Source organism: Parahaliea maris (genome assembly GCF_008064665.1).
GTDB lineage: Bacteria > Pseudomonadota > Gammaproteobacteria > Pseudomonadales > Halieaceae > Parahaliea > Parahaliea maris.
Genome location: NZ_VRZA01000001.1, coordinates 690,375 through 705,839 on the forward strand (window position 1 = coordinate 690,375; position 15,465 = coordinate 705,839).

Annotated in this window: 9 protein-coding genes and 1 tRNA gene; all 10 read right to left on the bottom strand. The window is 62.5% G+C overall.

The features are described from left to right. Position 1: 1 nt before the first annotated feature. The 10 genes from hppD to ftsH all read right to left on the bottom strand — a co-directional run bounded on the left by hppD (position 2) and on the right by ftsH (position 15,368). Complete coding sequence (hppD, locus tag FV139_RS03070) at positions 2-1,087, bottom strand: 4-hydroxyphenylpyruvate dioxygenase (protein ID WP_148066751.1); 1,086 nt, start codon at positions 1,085-1,087, stop codon at positions 2-4. A 132-nt stretch (positions 1,088-1,219) separates the two neighbouring features. Next, a complete protein-coding gene (locus FV139_RS03075; RefSeq protein WP_148066752.1) occupies positions 1,220-2,257 on the bottom strand; it encodes a response regulator in 1,038 nt (345 codons plus the stop codon). A gap of 127 nt (positions 2,258-2,384) precedes the next feature. After that, the gene (locus FV139_RS03080; protein WP_148066753.1) at positions 2,385-8,594 is read right to left on the bottom strand and encodes a response regulator; all 6,210 of its coding nucleotides are present in this window, start codon (positions 8,592-8,594) and stop codon (positions 2,385-2,387) included. Then, on the bottom strand, positions 8,591-9,385 hold the full coding sequence (locus tag FV139_RS03085; RefSeq protein ID WP_148066754.1) for a substrate-binding periplasmic protein: 795 nt from the start codon (positions 9,383-9,385) through the stop codon (positions 8,591-8,593). The genes FV139_RS03080 and FV139_RS03085 overlap by 4 nt, the downstream gene beginning before the upstream one ends. Before the next feature lie 445 nt (positions 9,386-9,830). Then, positions 9,831-9,916: transfer RNA gene (locus FV139_RS03090), tRNA-Leu, on the bottom strand. 20 nt (positions 9,917-9,936) lie between these two features. Beyond that, positions 9,937-10,335, bottom strand: a complete 399-nt coding sequence (gene secG / locus FV139_RS03095) for a preprotein translocase subunit SecG (protein WP_148066755.1) — start codon at positions 10,333-10,335, stop codon at positions 9,937-9,939. Between the two features lie 45 nt (positions 10,336-10,380). After that, positions 10,381-11,121 carry a triose-phosphate isomerase gene (tpiA, locus tag FV139_RS03100; RefSeq protein WP_148066756.1) on the bottom strand — a complete coding sequence of 247 codons (741 nt, stop codon included), beginning with the start codon at positions 11,119-11,121 and terminating at the stop codon, positions 10,381-10,383. Between the two features lie 65 nt (positions 11,122-11,186). Then, on the bottom strand, positions 11,187-12,533 hold the full coding sequence (gene glmM, locus FV139_RS03105) for a phosphoglucosamine mutase (protein WP_148066757.1): 1,347 nt from the start codon (positions 12,531-12,533) through the stop codon (positions 11,187-11,189). A 10-nt stretch (positions 12,534-12,543) separates the two neighbouring features. After that, entirely contained in the window at positions 12,544-13,434 is an 891-nt protein-coding gene (gene folP / locus FV139_RS03110) for a dihydropteroate synthase (protein ID WP_456238451.1), read from the bottom strand. Between the two features lie 14 nt (positions 13,435-13,448). Continuing rightward, on the bottom strand, positions 13,449-15,368 hold the full coding sequence (gene ftsH / locus FV139_RS03115) for an ATP-dependent zinc metalloprotease FtsH (protein ID WP_148066758.1): 1,920 nt from the start codon (positions 15,366-15,368) through the stop codon (positions 13,449-13,451). Positions 15,369-15,465: the final 97 nt, after the last annotated feature.

Genomic DNA, 15,465 nt, shown 5'->3' on the forward strand with positions numbered 1-15,465 from the left:
CTCAGTTGACCTGCTCTTCCCCACCGATCACGCCGCGGGCGAGCTGGTCGCGCTCGATGCTTTCGAACAGGGCCTTGAAATTGCCCTCGCCAAAGCCCTCGTCCTCCTTGCGCTGGATAAACTCGAAGAACACCGGACCCAGCAGGTTGGCGGAGAATATTTGCAGCAGGAGTCGGGGCTGGCCACCCTCGGTGGTGCCGTCCAGCAGGATACCGCGCTGCTGCAGTTCAGCGGCCGGCTCGCCGTGACCCGGCAGACGCTCTTCCAGCATCTCGTAATAGGTATCGGGCGGTGCCGGCATGAAGCTCAGGCCGGCGGCTTTCAGGCGGTCGTAACAGGCCAGCAGGTCGTCGCAGGCAAAGGCGATGTGCTGGATGCCCTCACCGTTGTAGGCCATCAGGAACTCCTCGATCTGGCCACCGCCCTTGGCTTCCTCGTTGAGGGGAATGCGGATTTTGCCGTCCGGGGCCGTCATCGCCTTGGACAGCAGGCCAGTGTACTCGCCCTTGATGTCGAAATAGCGGATTTCGCGGAAGTTGAACAGGTCTTCGTAATAGGACGCCCAGTAGTCCATCCGCCCCCGGTACACGTTGTGGGTCAGGTGATCCAGGGTGTGGAAACCGTGCCCGGCGGGCTTGTGGTTGACCCCTTCCAGCCAGTGGAAGTCGATATCGTAGATGCTGTGGCCTTCCTCATAGCGGTCGATCAGGTAGAGGATGGCACCACCGATGCCCTTGATAGCCGGGAGCCGCAGCTCCATCGGGCCGGTTTCCACGTGCACCGGCTGGGCGCCGTTTTCCAGCGCCCGGTTGTAGGCCGCGGTGGCGTCCTTGACCCGGAAAGCCATGCCGCAGGCAGAGGGCCCGTGCTCACGCCCGTAGTACCAGGCGTGACTCTTGGGCTCATAGTTGGTGATGAAGTTGATGTCGCCCTGACGCCACAGGCTGACGTCCTTGGTGCGGTGCTCCGCCACCCGGGAAAAGCCCATCATTTCGAATACAGGTTCGAGGATGCCCTTCTCGGGGGCGGTGAACTCCACAAATTCGAAGCCGTCCAGCCCCATGGGGTTTTCAAACAAGTCGGCCATGATTCCTCCTGTCTCTTTACTGCGCCCCGCGAGGCGTTACTTATCAAGGAAGAGCACAGTAGCGGAAACGCAATATAGTTTCAAGAGAAACTATATTGGCGCAATTTTGCGACTTGCTGACCCTGGACGGCGTCAGCTCGACGAGGGCGAGGATTCGGCGTAGGTCCGCTTGATTTCCAGGATCTCCGGCAACGTCTCGCGCAGCAGGCCAACCAGGTGAGGGTCGAAGTGGGTCCCGGCGGAGGCCTCGATCATGTCGAGGGCGTCGTCGACACTCCATTCCTCCTTGTAGGGCCGCCTGGACGTCAGCGCGTCAAAAACATCGGCAATGGCCACGATACGCCCAACCCGGGGAATTGCATCTCCTGCCAGGCCCCCGGGGTACCCGCTACCGTCCCACTTTTCGTGGTGAGTCAGGGCGATGGTGCGCGCCATCTGCAGAAGGTCGGAGCTGTCTTCCCCGATGATGGCCGCACCGATCTCGCAGTGGCCTTTCATCACCTCAAATTCCACTTCGTCGAGTTTCGCAGGCTTCTTCAGAATCTCGTCCGGCACGCCGATCTTGCCAATATCGTGCATGGGCGAGGCGTTGAACAGGGTTTCCGCATCCTCTTCGCTCATTCCCGCCGCGAGGCCGATGACCCGGGCGTAATGGCTCATCCGGATCACGTGCAAGCCGGTCTGGTCGTCCTTGTACTCCGCGGCGCGGCCCAGGCGCTGAATGATCTGCAGGCGTGTTTCATGCAGTTCCCGGGTGCGCTCCCGCACCTTGCGATCCAGCTCCCGGTTCTGGTTGTACAGCGCCAGTTGGGTCTTTACCCGGGCTTTCACCACCGGGGGACTGATCGGCTTGGTAATGTAATCCGCCGCCCCCAGTTCGAAGCCGTGCAACTCGTCCTGCAGACCAATTTTGGCGGTGATAAACAGAATGGGAATGTGACGGGTGGTAGCGTCCGCCTTGAGGAACTCGCAGACTTCGTAGCCATCGATACCCGGCATCATGACATCCAGCAGGATAATGTCCGGCGGCGCCTTGCGGGCAATTTCCAGGGCCTTGTGACCATTGATGGCCGCCTTGACCTTGTAGTCATCCGACAGGATGTTCACCAGAAGGTCAATATTCTCCGGGGTGTCGTCCACCACCAGTACCGTCGATTTCGCTTCGCTCATTACCGATCTCGTCGCTCCACTGTAAATTGCAATCGTCGAAAACGTAGCATATGCCTGAACACAAGCCACGTAAAAGCCGCGTCAATGCACAAATCCAGGGACGGCCCGGGCATCCTGTCTGGCGGCATTACCCAGCGACACCCAGAGCCGCACGCAACTGCCCCAACACCGCTTCGGCGCCATCGAAATCAAACCCTTCGAGGCAGCTCCCCATTTCAGACAACAGCGCCGTATGCCCCCCCATCCCCGGCATCTCCCGAAGGAACTCCAGTACCCCGGTAGCCGCAGTGTCATAGTCCTCCAGCAGCCCAGCCAGTTCTACCAGGGTCTGCTGCACGGCCTCCCGGTCAAGTTCTCCCGCGACAGCGGAAGGCGCCTCCTGCGCTTCCGCGGTCAAGCGAGAGATGCTCTCCAGTACGGGACTTAGTTGCGCAAGCACTTCGGACAACAGGACTTCCAGATCTTCCGGCGCTACCGCGTCACGGCAGCCGGCTTCGAGTGCGGCGGCGGCAGCCTGCACCCCGAAAGCACCGATATTGCCCGCCACGCCCTTCAGGGTATGGGCCAGACGCTCCGCTGCGTGCTTGTCCTGCTCCTTGCGGGAATCCGCAAAGGCCGCCGCAAAATCCTGCTGGGCGCTCAGGAACCTGCCGAGCAGGCGACGATAAAGCTCACTATTGCCCTGCGCGGTGGCCAGCCCGCGTCCGGTATCAATGCCCGGCAGTGCGGGGAGAGCGATTGCTTCCGTCCTGGCGTCGCCCGAAGGGAGCGGCACCTCGTCATGCCGCGAAGCCCGACGCGGGGTAATCCACCTGGCCATGGTACGGAACAGTTCCGCCACGTTAACAGGCTTGGCGATATGATCGTTCATACCCGCCGCGATGACCTTTTCCCGGTCCCCGACCATGGCATTGGCCGTCATCGCCAGCACCGGCAGGCCCGACAGGCCCTCCCGGCGACGGATTTCACGGGTGGCCTCGTAGCCATCCATCACGGGCATCTGGCAGTCCATCAACACCCCGTCGTATTGACGGGTGTCCAGCAGCTCAAGCGCCTCCTGGCCATTGCATGCCACCTCAACGCTCACGCCATTGGACACGAGCAATTCGCAAGCCAGCTCCTGGTTGATCTCGTTGTCTTCCACCAGCAGCACGTGCGCGCCCCGGAGTTTGGCGATCGATTCGTCGAAAGCGTCCTGACGGAAGCTGGCGGCGGTGTCGTGGACCGTCTCCCGTCCCAGGCCGACCATGATGGCATCCAGCAGACTGGAGGGCGTCACCGGCTTGCTGAGGAAACCTTTCACCGCAACACTTTCTGAAGCCTGGCGGGCTTCTTCCCGACCGTGGGCGGTCACCATGATAATGGTGGGCACCGTGTGATAGGGTGCGCGGCCCTGTATCACCCGCGCTGTTTCCACCCCGTCAATACCGCCCATTCTCCAGTCGAGGAGCACCACCTGATAGTGCTCTCCCGCAGCCTGGCCGGCGATTTTCTCCAGCGCCGCCTCCCCGCTGGCGGCCTGGTCCACCCGCATGCCGAAGGACTCCAGGATGGCACAGAGGATCTCCCGCGATGAGGTGTTGTCGTCCACCACCAATACCCGCAGCGTGCCGAGGACCGACGCCTGATCCCGTATACTCGGGCGCTGCATTTTCTGGCGCGCAAAGCGGGCGGTAAAGCGGAAGTCGCTGCCTTCCCCCAGCGCGCTGTCGACCCATATGTCGCCCTCCATCTGCTCGACCAGGCTCTTGCTGATCGCCAGCCCGAGGCCCGAGCCGCCGTACTTGCGGGTGGTGGAGGTGTCCGCCTGGGAGAAGGAGCTGAACAGGTTTTGCTGTTGTTCCGGGCTCATGCCGATACCGGAATCCTGCACGCTGAATTCGAGGCGCACCGACGCCTCGGTCAGCTCACGAATCCAGACGCGAATCAACACTTCCCCGGCATCAGTAAACTTCACCGCATTGTTGCCAAGATTGATCAGGATCTGCCCCAGGCGCAGCGGATCACCCACCAGGGCGGTGGGCAATTCGGGGGGTAAATCGAACAGCAGCTCCAGGCCCTTTTCCTCGGCCTTCAGCCCCACCAGGTTGGCGAAGTTATCGAGCACATCCTCCAGTTGGAAATCGATGGTCTCCATCTCCATCTTGCCGGCCTCGATTTTGGAGAAGTCCAGGATGTCATTGATGATGCCCAGCAGTGACTCCGCCGAGCGGTGCACCTTCTGGATATAGCCCCGCTGTTTGGGGTCGAGCTCCGCCTCCAGCGCCAGGTAGGACATGCCGATGATCGCGTTCATCGGGGTGCGGATTTCATGAGACATGTTGGCCAGGAAATTGCTCTTCGCACGGTTCGCCTCATTGGCCGCTTCCCGGGCCTCCTCGAGGTCCGTAATATCGCGGGAAAGGCTGAGAATGCCCATGGTTTTGCCGGCCGCGGTCAGCAGTGGTTTCTTGATGGTGCTCACCCAGCCGCGGCGGTCGCCGTAGTGAATGATGTCCTCGGTCAGCTCCATCACCTCGCCACTGGCCATGACGTCCTCGTCCAGCGCCGGGTTGAGGTTGATCCGCGAGTTCTCCTGCAATATTTCAGCGTGGGTCCGGCCGACCAGTTTGTGCCAGTCATCGTAACCCAGCAATCTCGCAAGAGGCTTGCTCACGGCCACAAAGCGCAGTTTGCGGTCCTTCATGTAGACCAGGTCGGAAGTGCTCTCGAGGAAGTTACTGAAGTCCCGGCTGAGACGCTCTGCGGTCTCCCTCGCCTGCACCAGTTCGGTGATATCGGTGGACACCCCGCCCACGCCAATGACGTCACCGTCGGCGTCCCTCACCGGAAACTTGTAGGACATGTAGACTTCCTCTGTCCCGTCCGGGTGGGTGAGTGTTTCCTCAGTCTGCAATGTTTCTCCCGACCGCATGACCTCCCGATCGTTCTCCACCAGCTGATTGGCGACGTCCTGGGCGAGGAAATCCTCATCCTTGAGGCCATGGGAGTCTTCACCCAGGCGCCGCATGACCCGCTCCCAGACCTTGTTGTAGAGCATGTAACGGCTCTCCAGGTCCTTCATGTAGATCAGCGCAGGCGAGTTCTCAAGCACGGTCTCCAGCATGGCGCGACTTTTACTGAGCTCCGCAGTACGCTCCTCGACCTTGTCTTCCAGTTCGTCCCGGGCACGCACCAGCGAACGGTTGGCCCGGCTGCCTATCCACACGCTGAAGCCCATCAGGCCGAGGGAAAGGAACAGGGTGACACCGAGGACAAGGTAGAGCGTGTTGCGCGAGATCCGATAGGAGGCCAGGGCCTCTGACTGGTCAATTTCGGTCGCCAGGCCGAGTCCCAGCACATCGTCCCATATCCAGGCACTGTGAACCGGGACACCGCGGTAGTCGTGTGAGCCGTCTGTCAGCTGCCCGCCACCGCCCCGCAGCAGCCTGGTCACCATGGCGGTGAGCGGATGCGCTTCATTTCCCACACCTTCGCGGCTAACCGAGCGGTCCAGCAGCGGCACGTTCAGGATGCTGCTCTGACCGTCATCCAGCAGCCCCTGGGCCACCAGCTGGTCCGTGAAGCGACTCTCGGAGAGCATCATCCCCTGATTGTTCACGGCATAGGTCTCGCCGGTCTCGCCGAAGTAGCCACGGGCAAAAATGTCGGAAAACTCCCTGGCGGGATCCATACTCACCACCACGGCGGCGATTGGCTGCCCGCGGAAATCCCTCACCGGCGAGGCAAAATACATTCTGGCCTCACCGGTACCGGGAACCTTGACCGGTGGTATGAACACGGATTGACCGAAGAATACCGTGCCCTCCAGGGTCGGCAAAATATGCTGCAAAGGCGGATCATCGGAAAACACCGGCGTGCCGTCCCTGAGCAGCATGGCAAACTTCCAGCGCTTCAGGCCCGCTATCTGGTCACTAAGCACACCCTGAATCAAGCTTGAAGAGCGCCCCGCCTCCCCTTCCTCGGGTACGGTGCGGGTGCCGAACAGGGTGGCGAGATCGGACTCTGCCGCCACCAGGGAGACCAGCTGCATGCGCCCGCGGACCCACATGTGGAGCGCATTGCGGGTGGACTCCAGGATCGCGGCCAGTGATTCGCCACTCTTTTCCCTGGCAACTTTTTCCTCCCGGGCCAGGGAATACCAGGTTGCCAGCAGGATCAGGGTGAGTACTGAACAAACCCCGGCCAGCAGGAACAGCCTCAGCTTGCCCGACTCGTACATCCCCAGGAAGTCACCGCGCCGGCGGGCGAGTAGCACCGCACCCAGCAGAAAGGCCAGTCCCAGGAATACCATGCCGGATGCCAACTGGAACAGCGGCAGACGTGACAGCGTCTCCGCAGGCGCCCTGTCGACCAGCCGTTCAAACTCGGCGCCAACCCAGCGATTGCGTATAGAGGCGCGTTGCGCCGGGGTGATGCCGGCAATGACCTTGTTGAGAATGGCCACGAGTTCCGGCCAGTCCCTGCGCACCCCCAGCGACAACTTGTACTCGAAGTCGGTCTGGAAATTGACCCGAAGACCGGACAGGGTGCGCGAATTGATCTGGTGGAGCGCCCCTAACTCATTGGCGATCATCCCGTCGATACTGCCCTCGGCAACACCTTTCAAGCCGTCCGCCAGGGAGTCGACATAGACGAGCTCGATGTCGGGGAATCGGTCCTGTACCCATTCGGCTGCGGCATAGTCCCAGATAACACCCAGCTGCCGCCCCGCCATTTCACCGAGCCCGCCAATATCTTCCGTCTCCTTTGCGGTCACTACGACGGTGGAGATCGTCAGGTAAGGGTCGGTGAAAAGGTGCTTGTCCCGGCGGTCAGGGGTTTCGGTGATCGCCGATATGACATCCAGCGTTCCCGCCTCCGCCCGCAGCAGGACCTCGCGCCAGGTAAGACCCTGCACCACCTTGAACCTGACACCGAGCTGCTCCTGGAAGATTCGCAGGTAATCAGCGACCAGACCCTGGTGTTCGCCATCCCTGTCCACGTATTCGAAGGGGCGCCAGTCGGGGTCCACCCCGAGGCTGATCACAGGGTGTTCCGCGAGCCAGGCCAGCTCGGAGTCCAGCAGAATGCCCGACCGGGAAGGCTCGACAGATTCCTGCGCGCGCCGGGATCCGAACCACCCGGCGAAAACCTGCGACCGCTCTTCCCGGGTAATCGCGGCAAAGGCCCTGGTGAGGATACCGTGCAGGACGGGTTCCTTGTTACTCACCAGCATGTGCAGGTGCTGGTTGCCCATATCGCTGGCAAATGAGCGCAAGCCCGCGAGTGCGTTCTCGCGAATGTAGTGCTCGATCACGCTCTGGGTGTCCATGGCAGCATCAACGGTCCCGGACAGCACGAGGTCGACCGCCTCGCTCATCGCGCCGACTTCCACGATCTTCACGCCCGGCCTCGCCTGCCTCATCCTGGCGATCGATTTATAGCCACGGGGTATGGCCATGGTGTGGCCGTCCAGCGCATCCATGCTGTCGATCACGCTGTCCTCCCTGACGTAGACAAACTCCTTCAGCACCATGTAACCGGGCGTGTAGAAGCCAAACTGGCCCTGTTGCTCGGAATAGAAGGTGGCAGCCATCAGGTCGAGCGCGCCCGACCCCAGCCCCTCCAGGACGTCGGCGTAGGTGGCTGTGGGTACAAACTCGAAATCCAGGCCGGTACGTTCCGACAGGAGCGCCAGGAAATCCACCGAGATGCCCTCGGCCGAACCGTCAGCGGCGATATCGAAGAACGGCATCCGTCCTGTTTCGTTACCTACACGGACCACAGGGTGCTGGCGAATCCAGTCGCGCTCCTGCGGACTGAGGCTGATTTCCGCCACAGATTGCAGAGAGTCCGGAGACACCTGGCGCAGCCTGCCCTCGACATGGCGGGTGAGCGCGTCCAGTGCGTCATCCAGCGCATCGACGTCCTGGATGTAGTCATCGCTTTCCAGTAGCGCCCGCTGGTGCTGGCCATCCAATTCACTGAACTGAGCAGCGAAGCGGTTTTCGAACGCCTGCAGGTGGCTGGTGGCCTCGTCGACCAGAGACCGCAGGCGGTCGTCAGAGCCCTCTCCGGCGCGTTCCAATTCAGCAAGCAGCCCGTGCATCTCCCGCAGTGCTGCGTCATGCCGGGCCTGCCAGGCCTGCTCGCCCGAATAGGCGAATATGGTCATCGAGCTGGTCAGAACCTCACCCTGGTACTCCAGGTCACCGGCCATACCGGCCAGGGCGAGCAGACGCTCCTCCCCGGCATGAGGATCCTGCACCGGCGCTTGCGCCCTGGCCACGACCGAAAATGTTATGGCGAAACACAGCAGCCACCACCCGGCGAGGGTGAACATTCCGGCTCTCACGGGTGCACCTCCAGTTCCCGCTGCGGCAGGAACCCGTACCTGCGCAGAATCTCCTGGTACTCGGGGCTGAGCAGGAAATCTTCGACAGCTTCCTCCAGTTCCGCCCTCAGCGCCGAGGCACGCGGGTATTTCCGCGATACAGCGATTGTCACGGGCAGGCTGAAGACCGGGGGGCTGAGCACACGAAGGGCTTTATCAATGCCCAGTTCAGCGGCCAGGTGAAGAAAGAAAGCCCCGTTGTTGATAGCCGCATCGAAGCGGCCGCCCAACAGACCCCGTAACTGCTCCTCGGAACTGTTGGCGAACTCCCTGTCCAGATAGCCCGCCCCGTCAAATTCCGCCCCGTAGGTCCAGCCGTAAATCTGGCCGATACGATAGTTGCGCAGGGAATCGAGATTGCCGTCGAACTGCATGTCACTGTCCGCGCGAACAATCAGGTCCTGTGTCTCATGCACATGCGGTGTCGCGGTAAACAGAGCAAGCTTTGCCCGCTCAGGTGTTTCTGTCAGGTTGACCGTAAGATCCTGACGCCCGGCCCCCAGCTCATCGAGCATCACCTGCATGGTAGGAAACTGACTGCTCTCCACGCGATAGCCCAGCCGCTCACAGAGAGCGAGCACCACGTCATAGGAAACACCGCGGAATTCGCCATCGGCATCCGTGTAGTAGAAAGGAGGAAAATCATCGGGAACGGCAATCCGGAGCAAGGGCGCTTCACCGGCCGCCCGGCCTGCCATAGGAAACAGAGATGTCAGGAACAGCAAGGCAACAACCAGTAATCGCGCGTGCAAATCAACCTCCCCCAGTCACTGCACACCAACGTTCCAGCGATGAACCGGATCAATCCTACTCTGATTCCCCTCCCCAGAGAAACCCCGCCTGAGGTGGTCGCTAACAGACAGGAGTGGTCCCGGAAAACGGATCGCCGAATAAAGCGTTCGGGGATGACGGAATGCCAGGCACAGAGATCACTGCGGCCACTCCATGAATAGGTAGCTCGTGCGAAGCACGGCTACCGTACGCGAACCCACCCCACTAGAAGGTAGCTCGCGCGAAGCGCGGGTACCGAAGGCGGGGCAAATTGCACTGCAATTTGCGGCCGAGCCCGGCAATCGGTGAGCTGGCGCAGCCAGCGGGATTGCCGGATACAGCGAGGACTGGTTTAGTCCCGCGAAGACGAAAAAACTGCCCAAAAAAGAAAGGCCTTCCATTTCTGAAAGGCCTCTCTACCAAGGTTGGTGCCGAAGGCGGGACTTGAACCCGCACGAGCATAGCTCACTACCCCCTCAAGATAGCGTGTCTACCAATTCCACCACTTCGGCATAAAACGGGTGGGTACTGCTTACAGCTCCGGTACGTCGCCCTCCGGGGCGGACTCAACTTCCGGAATGCTGTCATTCACCTGCGGCAGATCGGAATCTGCGGTGTCAACCGGCGCTGCCTGCTGTACACCCTGCTGCAGTTCAGCGGCGGGCGGAAGCTCCAGGCCCAGGTCGTCGACGGCGGTGGTGTTCTGCGTCGCCAGCAGGGCCAGGCCAAAACTGGAGGCGAAGAATAACACGACCAGCCAGGCCGTTGCCTTGGTCAACGCATTACCGCTGCCGGCACTGCCGAACAGGGTCTGGGAGGCGCCGGCGCCAAAAGACGCGCCCATGTCGGCTCCCTTGCCCTGCTGCAGCATGATCAGGCCAATAATGGCCAGCGCTACCAGCAGGTGAACGATCAGTATAATCTGTTCCATAATTTCCTTGCCCTCGCGGGCAGCATATCTTCAGGTGCCGCGGCTTCAGGCCGCGGCAATAATAGCGGCAAATTCCGCGCTGTCCAGTGACGCGCCGCCTACCAGGGCGCCATCGATATCCGGCTGGGCAAACAGGTCGGCCGCATTGGCCGCCTTCACACTGCCGCCGTACAGCAGACGCACATCGTCAGCGTCTACCCCGTCCAGCTCGTCGAGTTGCGCGCGAATGTACGCGTGCATCTCCTGGGCCTCGTCCGGGCTCGCCGTGAGCCCCGTACCGATCGCCCAGACCGGCTCGTAGGCAATGACCAGATTCGCCAGGGAGGACTGCTCCGCCAGCGCACCGAGCAATTGCCTGGCTACCACCGGAAAGGCCTCGCCATCCTCGCGCTGCTCACGGGTCTCGCCGATACACAGCACGGGCTTGAGCCCGGCCTCGACCGCTGCGGCAAGCTTGGCCGCAATCAGGTCATCCGATTCGCCGTGATACTGGCGACGCTCGGAATGGCCCAGCAATACCCATTCGCACCCCAGGTCAACCAGCATGTCCGGTGCCACCTCGCCGGTATAGGCCCCCTGGTGCATGTGACTGCAGTCCTGGGCGCCGACGACGAAAGCACTACCGGCACAGGCGTCGATGGCCTGCGCCAGGTGTACGTAGCTCGGGCAGAGGGCGATATCGGCGCGCGGCTCAGAGACCTTGTCCAGCAAGCCGCCGATCAATTCAGCAGCGCTGGCACGCGAACCGTGCATCTTCCAGTTGGCCATGACAAGAGGACGACGCATCATTTACCCCGGTGCGAAAACGGCGGCAATCCTACCGGAGATGCCTTCCAGACACAAGCAGTGCATTAATTCAGTGCCGCTTCTACGCGCTGGGCCAGCTCACCGCACAAGGCGGCCACCTCCGCGCCATCCTGGCCCTCAACCATGACCCTCACCAGCGGTTCGGTGCCCGAGGGTCGGAGCAGCACCCGGCCACGGCCCGCCAGGCGATTTTCCACGTCGGCCACCGCCTCATCGACCACGGGGAATTCCGCCAGGTTGACCTTGCCCCGTACCGGCACGTTGATCATGGTCTGGGGACATTTACTCATACCCCTGCGCAGGGTGGCCAGATCGCGGCCGGAATCCCTGAGGGCCGCCAACACCTGCAGGGAAGCGACAATACCGTCGCCCGTAGTGGTGTGGTCGGCACAGATAATGTGGCCAGAGGACTCGCCGCCGAGCTTCCAGCCATGCTGTTCCATCAATTCCTTGACGTAGCGGTCACCCACCTTGGCCCTCACCAGCTCCAGGCCCAGCTCCCGCAGGGCCAGCTCCAGGCCGAGGTTGGACATGAGGGTACCCACCACGCCGGCATCCGCCACCCCGCGGGCAAGGCGATGACTGGCCATGATATAGAGCAGTTCGTCACCGTCCACCAGGTCGCCGTTACCATCGACAAACAGCACCCGGTCACCGTCGCCGTCGTAGGCGATACCGAGGTCCGCCCCCTGCTCCCTGACCAGCGCCGAGAGAGCGGCGGTATCGGTAGAACCGACACCCTCGTTGATATTGAAGCCGTCCGGTTGGGTACCGAGGGATAGCACTTCCGCGCCGAGTTCCGAGAGTACGCTCGGGGCGATGTGGTAGGTGGCCCCGTGGGCGCAATCCACGGCAATTTTCAGGCCCCGGAGACTGAAGTCGTCCGGCACAGTGGCTTTGCAGTACTCGATGTAGCGGCCGGCGGCATCCGCCACCCGCACCACCTTGCCAATTTCGCGGGACGGCACCACCACCAGGTCTTCGGCCAGCTCTGCCTCGATGGCCAGCTCCACCTCATCGGGCAGCTTGGCCCCCGCGGCGGAGAAAAACTTGATGCCGTTATCGTAAAACGGATTGTGGGAGGCGCTGATCACGATACCCGCCACCGCATTCTGGGTCCGGGTCATCAGGGCCACCGCCGGGGTCGGCATCGGGCCCAGCAGCTTCACATCGACCCCCGCCGCCACCAGGCCGGCCTCGAGGGCGGATTCGAACATGTAGCCGGACACCCGCGTGTCCTTGCCAATAATCACGGTTTTGTGACCGCCGTTGCCGTTGCGGGCGAACACGCGGCCACAGGCCCAGCCCAGTTTCAGCATGAAGTCCGGGGTGATGGGCGCCTTGCCCACCTCACCGCGAATGCCGTCGGTTCCAAAATACTGCCTGCTCATGGGATATCTCTTATGTTGTTTCTTCTGCATCTGCCACGCCAGCAAGGGCGGTGCACATGGCAATCGCGTCCGCGGTCTCGCGAACATCGTGGGTGCGGACAATCCAGGCGCCCCGCTCCACCGCCAGCACCGCCAGGGCCAGGCTGGCGGCCAGGCGCTCATGTACATCGCGCTCGAGGATTTTGCCTATCAGCGACTTCCGCGACAGCCCCACCAGTAATGGCGCTCCCAGGGCCTCGATACGGGGCAGCGCCTGCAACAGTTGCAGGTTGTGACTGAGGGTCTTGCCAAAGCCGAACCCCGGGTCCAGCACCAGCTGCTCACGGCCAATGCCCGCCGCCTCGCAGGCTGCCATACGCGCCTCCAGGTAGGCGGCGACCTCCTCCACCACGGAGGTGTAGTCCGGACGCTGCTGCATCGTGCCGGGCTGGCCCTGCATGTGCATCAGGCACACCGGCAACCCCGTCGCGGCGGCCGCTTCCAGGGCTCCAGGCCGCTCCAGGGCGCGCACGTCGTTGATCAGGCCCGCACCGACCGCCGCAGTCTCGCGCATCACAGCGGCAGAGCTGGTATCAATGGAGATCACCACATCCAGTTCCGCGGCGATGCGCTCCACCAGGGGCACGACACGCTCCAGCTCCTCACCCTCCGACACAGGGTCAGCGCCGGGGCGGGTGGATTCGCCGCCGACATCGAGGATGGTGGCACCGGCCACACACATGCTGCGGGCGCGCTCCATGGCTGCGTCGAGATCCAGGCGCTGGCCGCGGTACAGGCTGCCGCCGTCGGAGAAGGAATCCGGCGTGGCGTTGATAATCCCCATGACCTGGGGGCGGGAACGGTCCAGCGTGCTGCCGCCGCAGTCAAGCGGCGGCAGGCCAGAGGGATTGAGACTTGCCAAGGTGAAGGGCCGGGTCAGTGCTCGCCGGCGGGGCCACCGATGGGGCTGGAGCCTTCATCGGAGGCGGTATCGGAGGTGGCGCCAGCGCCACCGTTGGTGCCGCCGTTGCCGCCCCAGTCCTTCGGCTCGCGCGGTGTCTTGCCCGCCATGATGTCATCGATCTGGTCGGAGTCGATGGTTTCGTACAGCATCAGGGCGTCGGCCATCACGTGCAGTTTGTCGACGTTTTCCTGCAGCAGGCGCTCAGAGGTCGAGTAGCACTCGTCGATGATGTTGCGGACCTCGTCGTCGATCTGCTTGGCCGTCTCGTCAGAAATGCCTTTGTGGGGCTGGGCAGCGCTGCGGCCCAGGAAGACCTCTTCGCCGCCCTCGTCGTACATCAGGGGCCCCATACGTTCCGACAGGCCCCACTGGGTCACCATCTTGCGGGCGATATCGGTGGCGCGCTGGATGTCGTTGGACGCCCCGGTAGTCACGCCGTCCTTGCCCAGGGTCATCTCCTCGGCGATACGGCCACCAAACAGGCTGCAGATCTGGCTGATGATGTGCCGGCGGCTGTGGCTGTAGCGGTCCTCTTCCGGCAGGAACATGGTCACCCCCAGGGCCCGGCCCCGGGGAATGATGCTGACCTTGTAGACCGGGTCGTGCTCGGGCACCAGGCGGCCGACAATGGCGTGACCGGCCTCGTGATAGGCGGTGTTGCGCTTCTCGTCTTCGGACATGACCATGGATTTGCGCTCGGCGCCCATCATGATCTTGTCCTTGGCCAGTTCGAACTGGGTCATACCGACGGTGCGTACGTTGGCCCTCGCGGCAAACAGGGCCGCCTCGTTGACCAGGTTGGCCAGGTCGGCGCCGGAGAAACCGGGGGTTCCGCGGGCAATCTTCGCCGGTTCGACATCCTCCGCCAGGGGCACCTTGCGCATGTGCACCTTGAGAATCTGTTCACGGCCGCGAATATCGGGCAGGCCCACCACCACCTGGCGGTCGAAACGGCCCGGGCGCAGCAGGGCCGGATCCAGCACGTCGGGGCGGTTGGTGGCGGCGATGACGATGACGCCATCGTTGACCTCGAAGCCGTCCATTTCCACCAGCAGCTGGTTCAGGGTCTGTTCGCGCTCGTCGTGGCCACCGCCGAGGCCGGCGCCACGATGGCGGCCCACAGCGTCGATCTCGTCGATGAAGATGATACAGGGGGACTGCTTCTTGGCCTGCTCGAACATGTCGCGCACCCGGGAGGCGCCGACACCGACGAACATTTCCACGAAATCGGAGCCGGAGATGGAGAAGAAGGGCACCTTGGCCTCACCGGCAATGGCCTTGGCCAGCAGGGTCTTACCGGTACCGGGCTGGCCCACCATCAGCACGCCGCGGGGAATGCGGCCGCCCAGCTTCTGGAAGCGGCTCGGGTCGCGCAGGAACTCCACCAGCTCCTGTACGTCTTCCTTGGCCTCGTCCACACCCGCCACATCGGCGAAGGTGGTGGTGATCTGGTCTTCACCCAGCAGGCGCGCCTTGCTCTTGCCAAAGCTCATGGGGCCGCCGCGGCCACCGCCACCGCCCTGCATCTGGCGCATGAAGAACATGAAGACCGCGATGATGATCAGGATCGGGAAGGAGGCGACCAGCAGCTGGGTCCACACGCTCTGCTGTTCGGGTTTGCGGCCCTCGACCTCGACCTTGTGTTCCAGCAGGTCGTCGATCAGCTTGGGATCTTCCAGCATCGGGCGGATGGTCTCGAAGCGGCTGCCATCGTAGCGTTCACCGCTGATATTGAGGCCGTCGACCACGACCTTCTTCACCCGTTCCTGCTGGATCTCCTGGATGAACTCCGAGTAACCCACCTGCTCGGTGGCACTCTGCATGTTGAAGTTGTTGAACACCGACAACAGGACGGCGGCGATCACCAACCAAAGCAGTAAATTTTTTGCCATATCACTCAACGCGGTTACCTCACCAACTCCGGCCAGTCACCAGGAAGCACGCCAGCGGCGCACTCACTGTCAGTATAGCCGGAATCCGGGCCGGCCA

Bases quoted from the DNA above. Each gene is read 5' to 3' on its own strand.
- hppD (WP_148066751.1), bottom strand. From the start codon at position 1,087: ATGGCCGACTTGTTTGAAAACCCCATGGGGCTGGACGGCTTCGAATTT.
- ftsH (WP_148066758.1), bottom strand. From the start codon at position 15,368: ATGGCAAAAAATTTACTGCTTTGGTTGGTGATCGCCGCCGTCCTGTTG.
- FV139_RS03075 (WP_148066752.1), bottom strand. From the start codon at position 2,257: ATGAGCGAAGCGAAATCGACGGTACTGGTGGTGGACGACACCCCGGAG.
- glmM (WP_148066757.1), bottom strand. From the start codon at position 12,533: ATGAGCAGGCAGTATTTTGGAACCGACGGCATTCGCGGTGAGGTGGGC.
- secG (WP_148066755.1), bottom strand. From the start codon at position 10,335: ATGGAACAGATTATACTGATCGTTCACCTGCTGGTAGCGCTGGCCATT.
- tpiA (WP_148066756.1), bottom strand. From the start codon at position 11,121: ATGCGTCGTCCTCTTGTCATGGCCAACTGGAAGATGCACGGTTCGCGT.